The sequence below is a fragment of the Streptomyces sp. NPDC048600 genome (assembly GCF_055587025.1).
Genome location: NZ_JBVJGZ010000050.1, coordinates 24,650 through 37,297 on the forward strand (window position 1 = coordinate 24,650; position 12,648 = coordinate 37,297).

Here is a 12,648-nt window from a genome sequence, read left to right on the forward strand (position 1 = left end):
TTCGTCACCCCGTGAAGTGTCGATGCCGGGGACTGGACGTGTCAAGGTGATCCATATGCTTAGCGCATTTCAAGTGGCCCTCTAGCGGTGACTGGTAGCGTGGCGGCGCAGGATTTCACGTGGAAACAATGATCGCCGTCAACTGCTTGGAGTGTTGATGTCCGGAGGCGTTTCGGCAGAAGAGCTGTACTCGGCCATCGAGGAATCGGCTCGACTGGTCGATGCACCTTTCTCACGTGACAAGGTCTGGCCGATCATCTCGGCATTCGAGGGCGGGTTCTCGGAGAACGGTGGGGTGATTTTCAGCCTCCAGGCCGGTGAAGAGGTGGCCGAGATCGAGTACTCGATCCAGGTTTCACCGGGAATCAAGGACCCCTATACCCACGCTCTGGCGAACGGCTTCTTCAAGGAGACGGACCACCCCGTCCGCGCCCTGCTCGCCGAGGTCGTGGAGCTGGTCCCCACGAGCGAGCACTACATCGACTGCGGGATCGTCGGCGGTTTCAAGAAGATCTACGCGAACTTCCCGCACGCTCCGCAGAAGGTGTCAAAGCTCGCCGAGGTCCCCTCGATGCCGCGCGCGGTGAGCGAGAACCTGGAATTCTTCGCCCGCTACGGTCTGGAAGACGTGGCGCTGGTCGGAGCCGACTGCAAGAACCGCACGATGAACCTGTACTTCCAGCTCCCCGCCGGCATCGCCGGAAACCTGGAGCCGAAGACCGTACAGGAAATGCTGCGCGAGACCGGGATGAGCGAGCCGAGCGAGGAGATGCTGGCGTACGCCGGTAAGGCCTTCCGGGTATATGTCACCCTCAGCTGGGACCGCTCGGAGATTCTTCGAATCTCCTTCGCGCCGCAGCCGCGCCGCAGTGTCGACCTGGCGGAACTGCCCGCCCGACTGGTGCCGAGGATCGCCGAGTTCATGCAGGCCACCCCGCACAAGTACGCCGGGGCCCTGATCAATGCCACGGCCGCCAAGTGGTCGCACGAGAAGGAATTCCTCGACCTCGCGTCGTACTACCAGGTCTCGCCCATCCACCTGAAGGCAATCGAAGCACAGGAATAACGGGCGCACCCGCTCTCGGAAAACGCGGAGCCCTCTTTCCTCAAGAAAGGCATCACCCCGTGACGACTTCCGGTCGCGCCCAGCAGATACCCTTCGATTTCGACAACGGCAACTTCATCCGGGACCTGATCACGACCCACGGCGGCGGGGGCTATCCGCCGGCGGACGCCATGGCCCCGGGGGACGTCGCCACCTACACCTGGCTCACCCACCAGCTCCAGACCTCCTGGTTCGACGCGCTGGCCCCCTACCACCCGACCGCGGTCGGCATCTGCTCGCGGATCCCTCGCCGTCCGGCGGAGGAGTCCGCGACCAACCGGAACAAGAACATCGCCGGTCTCCACGCCCTGTTCCAGGTCGTGAAGGCGGTGTTCGAGGAGCGGACGCCGGTGCTGCGGCAGGCGTTCACCGCGCTCGGTCTGGACCCCGACGACGAGTCGACGGACCTGACCACCGCGGTGGGCATCGGCAACACGGCCGGCAAGGCGGTCGTCGCGGCCCGGGCGCACGACGGTATGAACGTCCTCGGTGACAAGGGGCGCAAGTACAACGGCCTGCCCTACGAGGACTACACCGGATACCGGCCCGTGAACACGGCCGACGAGCTGGTCGACGCCACGCGCTGGCAGCCGGCCGTCGAGCCGCACCGCCGGCGCATCGACGGCGGGCCCGGCGACAAGGGCGTCTTCACCGCCCAGCGGTTCGCCACCCCGCAGCTCGGCATGGTCGCGCCGCAGACGTACAAGGACCCGAGCGAGTTCGAGCTCGCCCCGCCGAAGCACCTCGGCCACGCCGACTCCGGCGCGTACAAACACGCGGTGGACGAGGTCCTCGAGGCATCGGCGAACCTCACCGACGAACAGAAGGTCAAGGCGGAGTTCTTCGAGCACACGCCGCTGTCCGTGACCCTGTCGCCGCGTGCCGCCGCCGTGGCGCACGACCTGGACCTGGACGGCTGGGTGCAGCTGTTCCTGGTGACATCGGTGGCGCGGTTCGACAGCCTGATCGCCGCCTGGCACCACAAGCGCGAGCACGACGCCGTACGGCCGTTCAGCGCCGTCGGGCACGTGTACGGCAGCGACCCGGTGACGGCGTGGGGCGGGCCCGGCAAGGGCACGGTCGACGACCTCCCCGGCGACCAGTGGACCGGCTATCTGCCGGTCGGCAACCACCCCGAATTCCCCTCCGCCTTCACCACGCTCACCGCCGCCCAGGCCCAGGCGGCCCGCAGCTTCCTCGGGGACGACGTCCTGAACTGGACGCACGCCTTCCCTGCCGGCTCGGCGCAGAAGGAGCCGGGCACCGTACCGGCCGGTGACCTCGAGCTGACCTGGGCCACCTGGACCGACTTCGAGAAGGACAGCGCCCGCAGCCGGGTGTGGGCCGGTGCGCACTTCCCCGGGACCGTCGAGACGTCCCTGGAGTTCGGCGCCCAGTTCGGCGACCTGGCCCACGAGTTCGTCCAGCGCCACATCGACGGCGACGTCGAGGACTGACCGCTTCTTTCTCACGGCGTTCCACGCCCCGCGGCGGCGGACACCGGCACCGCAGTGCGCCGTCGGCCCGGCCCCACCTTTCTCAGTGCCCCCCTCACAAGGACAGGAATTCACTCATGACGACGTCCGGACGTTCTCCCGTCTCCGGCTTCGGCCTGGGCCGCAGGTCGCTGCTGTTCGGCGGGCTCGGCGGGGCCGCTGCCCTGACGGTGACCGGGCTGGGTTCCGGCTCGGCCACCGCGGCCGAGAGCGCTGCCGACCCGGCCAAGTTCGACTTCGACACCGACAACTTCATCGAGTGGGCGCAGCCCAGCGACGACATGGCCGGCAAGTCGCCCAACGGGGATCTGTTCGGCCCCATGGACGTGACCGTCTTCCTCTGGATCAACCGCCTCACCGCGCTCGCGGTGTTCGACGCGCTGGCGCCTTACCACGAGACCGCGGTCGGCGTGTACACGCGGATCCCGCGCCGCCCCTCCGGCGAGTCCGCCACCAACCGGAACCTGAACGTGGCCGCCATCCACGCCACGTACCAGATCTGGAGCCGGGTCCTGCCGTCGAAGATGGCGGGCACCCGGGCCATGATGACCGCGATGGGCCTGAACCCGGACGACACGTCGGAGAACCTGACCAGCCCGGTCGGCATCGCCAACGTGGCCGCCAAGAACGTCTGGGAGAACCTGAAGAACGACGGCATGAACTTCCTCGGCTACGAGGGCGGCCGCAAGTACAACCCCCGCCCGTGGTCGGACTACACCGGCTACGAGCCGGTGAACACCGCGTTCGAGGTGACCAACCCCTCGCGCTGGCAGCCGCAGCTGGGCCCGCACAACGGGCGCCGGCTCGGCGGCGGCAACGGTGACCTGGGCATCTTCGTCGTCCAGCACATGGTCACCCCGCACCTGCGCAAGGTGAAGGCCCACATCTTCAAGGACCCGGCGAAGTTCCAGCTCTCCGCGCCCACCCACGTCGACCACACCCGGCCCCGGGAGTACAAGCGCTCGGTGGACCAGATCCTCGAGGCGTCGGCGAACCTCACCGAGCGGCAGAAGCTGCTCGCCGAGGTCATGGACAACAAGGTCTGGGGCATCGGGCACTCGGCGATCGTCATGGCCCGCAGCCACAAGCTGAGCATGCACGGCTGGATCCACTACATGCTCGAGCACATCCTGGCGACGTTCGAGCCGACGATCGTGGCCTGGCGCCACAAGGTCATCTACGACGCCGCTCGGCCGGTCACCGCCATCCAGCACGTGTACGGCAACCGCAAGATCACCGCCTGGGGCGGCCCCGGCAAGGGCACGGTCAGCGACCTCCGCGCCTCCGAGTGGGCCAGCTACCTGGGCGTCAGCGACCACCCGGAGTACCCGTCGGGCTCCACGACGCTCGCCGCCTCCTCGGCGCAGTCCGCGCGCCGCTTCTTCGGCACGGACACCCTGAACTGGAAGTTCACCATCTCCGCCGGCGCGTCGCTGGTGGAGAAGGGGCTCACCCCGCACAACGACCTCCCGATCCACATCCGCACCTGGAGCGAGTTCGCCCGGATCTGTGCCGACAGCCGTGTCTGGGGCGGTGTCCACTTCCAGAAGACCGTCAACCGGTCCCTGGAGCTCGGTGAGCAGTTCGGCGACCTGGCCCACGAGTTCGTGCAGAAGTACGTGAACGGCAACGTCAAGGGCTGACCCTCCCCCACCGCGGCGGCGGGCCGTCCGCCCGCCGCCGTGCTCGCCCTGATCGGTCGCACTCCCCCCTCACTCGCGCAGCAACCTCTTCAAAGGGCAGGAACAGTCATGACGACGTCCGGACACACTTCTGGCTCAGGCGCCCTGTTAGGCCGCCGAGCACTGCTCGGCGGTGCCTCGGCCGCGGCGCTGTCCACGCTGGCCTTCTCCCGTACGGCCGGCGCGGTCACGGGCGACGAGCCGCTCAAGATCGATTTCGATCTGGACAAGGACAACTACATCAAGTGGGCCCAGCCCCAGGACGCGCAGGCCGGTCTGGAGGGGAGACTGGCGTTCATCGGACCGATGGACGTGACGGTCTTCCTGTGGACGAGCCGCGCGGCGATGCTCGCGGTGTTCGACGCGCTGGCGCCGTACCACGAGACCGCGGTCGGCATCTACACGCGGATCCCGCGCCGCCCGTCCAGCGAGTCCGCCACCAACCGCAACCTGAACATCGCCACGATCTACGCCCAGCTCGGCATCTGGAAGCGCATGCTGCCGAACGACACGGCGGGCGTGCGACAGCTGATGGCCGCGTTCGGTCTGGACCCCGACGACGAGTCGGAGGACCTGACCAGCCCGATCGGCATCGGCAATGTGGCCGCCAAGAACACCTGGAACGTCCTGAAGAACGACGGGATGAACGTCCTCGGCTACGAGGGCGGCCGCAAGTACAACCCCCGTCCGTGGGCCGACTACACCGGCTACGAGCCCGTGAACACGCCGTTCGACCTGAACAACCCCTCGCGCTGGCAGCCGCAGCTGATCCCGCACAACGGCCGCCGGCTCGGCGCTCCCGGCCACGGCGACATGGGCATCTTCGTCGGCCAGCACTTCATCACCCCGCAGGCCGGCCGGACCAAGTCGCTCATCTTCAAGGACCCGGCCCGCTTCCCCCTGGCCCGGCCCGCGCACAGCGACCACACCAACACCCGCGCCTTCAAGCGCTCGGTGGACGAGATCATCGAGGCGTCGGCCAATCTCAACGACGAGCGCAAGGCTCTCGCCGAGATCATGGAGAACAAGCTCTGGGGCATCGGCTACTCGTCCATCGTCATCGGCCGCAAGTACGACCAGAACAACACGATGGGCGTGCACGGCTGGGCCCAGTGGATGCTCCAGCACCTCCTGGCGACGTTCGACCCGACGATCGCCGCCTGGTACCAGAAGGCCAAGTTCGACGCCTGCCGCCCGGTCAGCGCGGTCCGGCACGTGTACGGCAACCGTAAGATCACCGCCTGGGGCGGCCCCGGCAAGGGCACCGTCAGCGACATCCGCGCCACCGAGTGGCGCAGCTACCTCACAGTGGGGGACCACCCCGAGTACCCGTCGGGTTCCACCACGCTGTGCTCGGCGACCTCGCAGACCGCGCGGCGCTACTTCGGCTCCGACGAGCTGGACTGGACGATCGACTACAAGGCCGGTTCGACGCTGGTGGAGCCGGGGCAGACGCCCGCCAGGGATCTGTCGATCAACTTCGCCACCTGGACCGAGTTCAGCCGCACCTGTGCCGACAGCCGGGTGTGGGGCGGTGTCCACTTCCAGAAGACCGTCGACCGGTCGCTGGTGTTCGGTGAGCAGTTCGGTGACCTGGCCCACGAGTTCGTGGCGCGCCAGGTCAAGGGCGACGTCAAGAACTGACGCCCTTCCCCCGCGGCGGCGGGCCGTCCGCCCGCCGCCGCGTTCTCGGCCAGTGCCGACCGGGCCGACAGGCCGCGGCGCAGCCGTCGATGTCCCGTTCCTCATGAAGGGCCCTTCCGAGACTCGCCTTCGCAGGCCCTTCCCTGTCCCGAACAAGGAAGACGATCATGACGACGTCCGGACACACCTCCCTCTCAGGCTCCTCGCTGGGCCGCAGGTCCCTGCTGCTCGGCGGCTCCGCGGCCGCCCTTTCCTCGCTGGTCTTCTCTCGCACGGCCGGTGCCGCCACCAATGAGCCGGTCAAGGTGGACTTCGACCTGGACAAGGACAACTACGTCAAGTGGGCCCAGCCCAACGACGACCAGGCCGGCGACTCCCCCAGCCTCCAGTTCATCGGTCCGATGGACGCGACGGTCTTCCTGTGGACGAACCGCGCGGCGATCCTCGCGGCGTTCGACGCGCTGGCGCCGTACCACGAGACCGCGGTCGGCTTCCACTCCGAGATCCCGCGCCGGCCGTCCAGCGAGTCCGCCAGCAACCGGAACATGAACATCGCCGTCATCTACGCCCAGCACGGCATCTGGAAGCGCCTGCTGCCGCTCAACGTCGGCCGCCTCCAGCAGCTGATGGTCTCGTTCGGCCTCGACCCGAACGACACCTCGGAGAACCTGAGCAGCCCGATCGGCATCGGCAACTACGCCGCCAGGAAGGTCTGGCAGTTCCTCGAGCACGACGGCATGAACCTCCTCGGCGACGAGGGCGGGCGCAAGTACAACCGCGTGCCGTGGTCGGACTACACCGGCTACCGGCCCGTGAACACGCCGTTCAGGCTGAACAACCCCTCGCGCTGGCAGCCGCAGCTCGGCCCCCACAACGGCCGTCGTGTCGGCGGTGGCCCGGGTGACATGGGCATCTACGTCAGCCAGCACTTCGTCACCCCGCAGGCCGGCCGGGTCAAGCCCCACATCTTCCGCGACCCGTCCAAGTACTACCTGGCCCCGCCGAACCACAGCGACCACACCAACATGCGCGCCTACAAGCGCGAGGTGGACGAGATCATCGACGCGTCGGCCAACCTCAACGACCGGACCAAGGTGCTCGCCGAGGTCATGGACAACAAGCTGTGGGGCATCGGCTACTCGTCCATCGTCATCGCCCGCAAGCACGACCAGAACGACGAGCTGGGCGTGCACGGCTGGCTGCAGTGGACGTGCAAGACCATCCTGGCGACGTTCGACACGCTGATCATCGGCTGGTACCAGAAGGTCAAGTACGACGCCGTGCGGCCGATCAGCGCGGTCCGCCACGTGTACGGCAACAGCAAGATCACCGCCTGGGGCGGCCCCGGTCTGGGCACGGTCAACGACATCCGCGCCTCCGAGTGGGCCAGCTACCTGAGCGTGAGCGACCACCCGGAGTACCCCTCGGGCTCCACGACGATCTGTTCCGCGGGTTCGCAGGCGGCGCGACGTCACTTCGGTTCCGACACCCTGGACTGGAAGTTCACCGTCCCGGCCAACGCGCTGCGGGCGGAGCACGGGATCGCCCCCGTCAAGGACGTCGAGGTGCACTTCCCCACGTGGACCGACCTCGACAACGCGTGTGCCCGCAGCCGGGTGGACGGCGGTGTCCACTTCGCGACGACGACCAAGCGGTCCGTGGAGTTCGGCCGTCAGTTCGGCGACATGGCCCACGAGTTCGTGCAGAAGCACGTCGAGGGCAACGTCAAGCGCTGACGGTCCTGCCGCGGCAGTAAAAAGGGGCCTCCCGGCACTCGGTTGCGAGTGCCGGGAGGTCCTTGTCGCGTGTCGCCGGGGGATACGTCACGCAACGCCTGGGCTGATGTCGGGGCGGCCGACCGCATCGGGCCGCTCCAGCACCGTCAAGGCCCGTTCAATCATCTCCACCAGGTCGGTGTCCTCGCCGTGGTCTCCCCACAGCACCTGGTGGAAGGCGCCCGTCACGGCGCCGACCAGGACGCGGATCTCGAGGTTGGCCTCGGGCAGGCCCGCCCGTTCGGCGAACGCGTCGCTGACGAACTCGACCCACCTGTCCTGCTGCTCGCCGACCAGGGCCCTGATCGCGGGCACCTGGCGCACGAGCTCACGCCGCCACCGGTACTCCTCGCTGAAGTCCTCGGCGAGCTGGCGCACCATCTCGGTCACCACCGCCCGCAGGGCTGCCAGCGGCGGCTCGTCCGCGGGGCGTTCGCGCAGGATGGCCATGCTGGACTGGGCGTAGTCGTCCGTCAGGACGATGTGTTCCTTGCTGGGGAAGTAGCGGAAGACCGTGCTCGGCGAGACCTCGGCCGCCGCGGCGATCTGTTCGACGGTGGTGCTGTCGTACCCTCGGTCGTCGATCAGCCGACGGGCCGCCTCACGGATGGCCTGGCGCGTGCGGAGCTTCTTGCGTTCGCGCAGACCGAGGCCGGCTTCGGCGACGGTGATCGCCGGTGACGTCGATGCGCTGGTCGTGGCGGAGGGCATACGGCTCATTGTCGCGCACCGTCCGCGACGTCGGACAGCACCTCGGCCCGGGGCTGCTCCTCGGCCTTCACCTCGGTCCTCCTCGTCTCCCGGCTGTCGGGCAGCTTGAAGGCGGCGAGGGCGGCGGCGACGACGCCGGCGACACCGCAGACCAGCAGTACCGTGCTCATGCCGTCGACGAAGGCGGACGCGGCGGACTCGGCCAGCTGGGGCAGATCGAGCTGTGCGGCGACCGACTGCGCGGCCACCACGGACTCCTCGGCTGCGTCGGCCGCCTGGGCCGGTACCCCGCTGGTGTCGAGCCGGTCGGTGAACACGGCGTTGAGCACACTGCCCAGCAGGGCGATGCCGATGGCGCCGCCGACCTGGCGCAGGGTGGTGTTCAGGCCGCTGCCGGTGCCCTCCTTGCCCGGGGGCAGGACCCCGAGGGCGGTGTCCAGGGCCGGCACCATCACGAGGCTCACGCCCAGGCCGGTGAGGATCATCCACACCACCGTGAAGCCGTAGCCGGTACCGGTGTCGGTGCTGGCGCCGAGGAACATCGCCAGGGACATGATGAGCAGACCCGCGACGACCAGCGGCCGGGTGCCGAACTTGAGGGTCAGCGGCGGCACGATCTTGGCGACGACGATCATGCCGGCCACCAGCGGCATCATGCGCACACCGGTGCCGAAGGCGTCGTGGCCCTGGATGACCTGGAGGTACTGCGGCAGCACGAACATCAGGCCCATGAACACGAACGTGCCGAGGATCAGGAAGACCGTGTTCCAGCGGAAGGTCGGGTTGCGCAGCAGTTCCAGGTCCACCATCGGGCGGGGCTGGCGCTGCTCGCGCAGCACGAGGCCGACGAGCAGCAGCAGGCCGCCGACGATCGAGCCGAGGATGACGGGGTCGCCCCAGCCCTCGGAGGGCCCTTCGATGACGCCGTAGACGAGGGCGCCGAGACCGGCCATGCCCAGGGCCGTGCTGATGATGTCGACCCGGGGGGACGAGGGGTCCCTGGTCTCGGGGATCAGCAGGGCGCAGGCGGCGATGCCGATGGCGACCAGCGGGATGTTGATGACGAAGACCGAGCCCCACCAGAAGTGGTCGAGAAGCCAGCCGCTGACCAGGGGGCCGAGCGGCAGACCGATCGAGACACCGACGGTGATGATCGCGATCGCCTTGGTCTGCTCCTCGCCCTTGAAGAGGGTCGGGATGATGGACAGCGTGAGCGGCAGGATCAGCGCGGCGCCGAGTCCCATGACCGCCCGGGCCCCGATGAGCGCGCCCGGGGTGTCCACGAGCATTCCGATGATGGAGCCGCCGAGGAAGATCACGAGCCCGGTGATCAGCAGTTTGCGTCGGCCGAAGCGGTCGCCGAGGAAGCCCGCGGGAAGCATCGCGGAGGCGAAGACGACAGCGTAGGAGTCGATGATCCACTGAAGCTCACCCGCGGAGGCGCCGGTGTCGGCGGCGAGGGTGGGGATGGCGACGTTCAGGATCGTCGTATCGAATCCGATGACGAGCACGCTGATCGTGAGACCGATCAGAGCTAACCAGCGATTTTTGACAGCCATAAGAAAATGGTAGCAGCTCTCACTTGAGAGCAGCTAGAGCTTGCGAGTCAATGTGGATTGAGAGGGTCCTGCCCGGGGCCGCATCGCAAGAACGGTCCAGAATTGTCGTGGGCATGACAATTCAAGAGCTGATACGAAGCGCCTGACACGCCCCGCAGGGCCCGGGTACGCCTCACCGGGCCCGCGGTTCGCCTCACCCGGCCCGGTTCGCCTCACCCGGCCCGGTTCGCCTCGCGCAGGACCGCGTAGGCCTCGGCCACCGGGTCCGCGTACACGAACTCCTCGCAGTTGACGACCAGATGGATCGCCTCGATCCGCCCGTCACGGAGGTCGAGGGCCGTGCCGTTGAGAATCCTGCCGTTGCGGTCGCGGAAGAGGGAGCCGGGACGGCCGTTGACCCGGTGCTCCTCGAGGGTGACGCCGATCCGCACCAGCGGCGGGACGATCGCCGACAGCAGCCGGGCCACGTTCTCGGCGCCCACGATGTACGTCGGCCAGGGCAGCGGCTCACGGCCGCCGTCGCTCGTGCGGGCGATGGAGTCGACCAGCTGTTCGCACCCCTCCTCCGAACACCCGAGCGCCGACGCGATCTCGGCGACGGAGCACCCGAACGCCTCCCGCAGCACGAACACCGCTCGCTCCAGCGGGGACAGCCGCTCCAGCACCAGCAGAGCCGCCGTCAGCAGCGAGTCGGCCAGCTCCACCGGCCGCCGCGGGTCCCCGCCCGTCCCGCCCGGCAGCGGTTCGGCCGCCCAGGGCCCCGCCCCGACCTGCGCATGGCGCTCCAGACGGGCCGAGCGCAGTACGTCGGTGGAGATCCGGGTGACCTCGGCCGCGAGATGACCCTCGATCGAAGCGGGCCGCGCCGGGGTGTCCGCCCAGCGCAGCCAGGTCGCCTCCACGGCGTCCTCCGCCTCGCTCGCGCTGCCCAGGATCCGGCGGGCGATCGCGTACAGCAGCGGCCGCACTCCCTCGAACTCCTCGGTCCTGGTCACAGTGGCTCCTCCTGACGTGCTCGGACGAAACGGCGCGCCCGCCGACGGGGGGAAGGTATCGGCGGGCACGCCACGGAGGGGCTTGCGGCGCCATCGTAGGTGCGGCGGATCAGCAAGTCCCTTACGTGCTACGGAAGTTCGAGTTCACCTCCGCGCGGTCAGGACCGCTCGGAGACCAGGCTCCCGAGCGGCCGGGGCGCGACGGTGTACGACTCCTCCTGCTGCCCTCGCCTGCGGGCGTGCAGCGCCAGCGTAGCCAGCAGGCCGCTGGCGACCGGCCCGACGAGGACGAGCAGTACCTTGGTCAGCGACCAGCCCGCGTCGACCATGACACCGCCGAGCACACCACCCACCAGCGGACCCACCTTGCCCGCGCTGTTCGCCCAGCTCACAGCGGTGGCGCGGGCGGCCGGCGGGTAGGCGACCGCGGTGATCGCCTGGAGCACCGAGGTCGCCGCCGGGAGGCAGAGCCCGAGCAGGAACGCCGTCACGAGCAGCCCGGCGAAGTGGCCGGCCGTCAGCGCGGCCGCGCCCAGGCCGACCGCGGTCAGCGCCCACAGGGCCGCCAGCACCCGGAACCGGTCGAACCGCTTGAGCACGAAGGACACCGAGAGCTGTCCGATCAGGCCGCCCCACCCGAAAGCGGCGACCGACACCGCGGCCTTGGACTCCGTCAGGCCCGCGTTCTCGGCCAGCTCGGGCAGATAGGTGACGATCACGAACGCGACGCCCTGCCCGAGATAGAAGCACAGCCACAGCAGGATGGTCATCCGGAAGAAGCCACGGGACAGCACGACCTTCGGGCTGGTCCGCGCGCTCTTGTGCACCGTGCTGCGCTCCCAGTCCACCTGGGACAGGTCCTCGTCCGGAACGGCGGCCGCGAGGGCGCGGCGCAGCTCCTCCTGCGGCCGCTCACGGGTGGCGAGCACGCCGAGGGACTCCGGGACGACCCGGAAGATCGCCGGGAGCAGCAGCAGCGGCACGATCCCGCACACCACCAGCAGCGTCTCCCAGCCGAAGGCGGGTTTGATCACCGCGGCGAGAAGCCCGCCGAGGGTCGTGCCGGCCGTCACCCCGGCGAACGCCAGCGCGACCATCTGGACCCTGCGCCGGGCGGGCATCCAGTCCGCCACGAGGGCCATCACGGTCGGCAGCACCGCCCCGAGTCCCAGACAGGCCACGATCCGCAGCGCGGTGAACGGGCCGATGCCGGTCGTGAATCCCATGGCGGCCGTGCCGGCGCCGAAGGTCGCGGTGCCCACGAGGGTGACGAGCCTGCGCCCGTAGCGGTCGGCCAGCGGGCCGGCGACCACGCCGCCGAGGATCATCGCCAGGACGCCCAGCGCCACGGTCGCGGTCACGGCCCGGCCGTCGATGCCCCAGTCCTCCTTGAGCCGGGGGTAGACGAAGGCGGCGACGGTGGTGTCCATCCCCTCGGCCACCATCGTGAGCAGGCCCACCGCCACGATGAGCCGCTGCCGGCGGCCCATCGGGCGCTGGTCGATGAACTCCTGTGGACTCGGTCTCGCCGAGGCGTCCGTACTCATGGGCGGCGGCCCCTTTCCTCTGAAGCTGTGTGGGTCATGCGACGGTCCAGGTGTCGCCGCCGGTGAGCAGTGCGGCGAGGTCGCCCTTGCCGTGCTGTTCGACGGCCGTGTCGAGCTGGTCGGCCATCTGGGTG

9 protein-coding genes are annotated in these 12,648 nt (G+C 69.0%); 5 read left to right on the plus strand and 4 right to left on the minus strand.

Annotation, left to right across the window (positions count from 1 at the left end; genetic code table 11):
* The first annotated feature begins 157 nt into the window (after positions 1-157).
* The 5 genes from ACZ6SQ_RS37005 to ACZ6SQ_RS37025 all read left to right on the plus strand — a co-directional run bounded on the left by ACZ6SQ_RS37005 (position 158) and on the right by ACZ6SQ_RS37025 (position 7,663).
* On the plus strand, positions 158-1,066 hold the full coding sequence (locus ACZ6SQ_RS37005; RefSeq protein WP_469570205.1) for an aromatic prenyltransferase: 909 nt from the start codon (positions 158-160) through the stop codon (positions 1,064-1,066).
* Between the two features lie 59 nt (positions 1,067-1,125).
* Positions 1,126-2,562, plus strand: a complete 1,437-nt coding sequence (locus ACZ6SQ_RS37010; RefSeq protein WP_469570208.1) for a DUF6851 domain-containing protein — start codon at positions 1,126-1,128, stop codon at positions 2,560-2,562.
* Positions 2,563-2,678: 116 nt separating this feature from the next.
* Positions 2,679-4,244 carry a DUF6851 domain-containing protein gene (locus tag ACZ6SQ_RS37015; RefSeq protein WP_469570210.1) on the plus strand — a complete coding sequence of 522 codons (1,566 nt, stop codon included), beginning with the start codon at positions 2,679-2,681 and terminating at the stop codon, positions 4,242-4,244.
* 108 nt (positions 4,245-4,352) lie between these two features.
* The gene (locus ACZ6SQ_RS37020) at positions 4,353-5,927 is read left to right on the plus strand and encodes a DUF6851 domain-containing protein (RefSeq protein WP_469570212.1); all 1,575 of its coding nucleotides are present in this window, start codon (positions 4,353-4,355) and stop codon (positions 5,925-5,927) included.
* A 167-nt stretch (positions 5,928-6,094) separates the two neighbouring features.
* Positions 6,095-7,663: a DUF6851 domain-containing protein gene (locus tag ACZ6SQ_RS37025; RefSeq protein WP_469570215.1), complete on the plus strand. Its 1,569-nt coding sequence runs from the start codon at positions 6,095-6,097 to the stop codon at positions 7,661-7,663.
* Positions 7,664-7,750: 87 nt separating this feature from the next.
* Here ACZ6SQ_RS37025 and ACZ6SQ_RS37030 read toward each other — a convergent pair whose 3' ends face one another.
* The 4 genes from ACZ6SQ_RS37030 to ACZ6SQ_RS37045 form a co-directional block, all read right to left on the minus strand.
* Positions 7,751-8,422 carry a TetR/AcrR family transcriptional regulator gene (locus ACZ6SQ_RS37030; protein WP_469570218.1) on the minus strand — a complete coding sequence of 224 codons (672 nt, stop codon included), beginning with the start codon at positions 8,420-8,422 and terminating at the stop codon, positions 7,751-7,753.
* Positions 8,419-9,972, minus strand: a complete 1,554-nt coding sequence (locus tag ACZ6SQ_RS37035; RefSeq protein ID WP_469570220.1) for an MFS transporter — start codon at positions 9,970-9,972, stop codon at positions 8,419-8,421. Before ACZ6SQ_RS37035 ends, ACZ6SQ_RS37030 begins: the two co-directional genes overlap by 4 nt.
* Before the next feature lie 212 nt (positions 9,973-10,184).
* Complete coding sequence (locus ACZ6SQ_RS37040) at positions 10,185-10,967, minus strand: sigma factor-like helix-turn-helix DNA-binding protein (RefSeq protein ID WP_469570221.1); 783 nt, start codon at positions 10,965-10,967, stop codon at positions 10,185-10,187.
* Between the two features lie 158 nt (positions 10,968-11,125).
* On the minus strand, positions 11,126-12,514 hold the full coding sequence (locus ACZ6SQ_RS37045; RefSeq protein WP_469570224.1) for an MFS transporter: 1,389 nt from the start codon (positions 12,512-12,514) through the stop codon (positions 11,126-11,128).
* Positions 12,515-12,648: the final 134 nt, after the last annotated feature.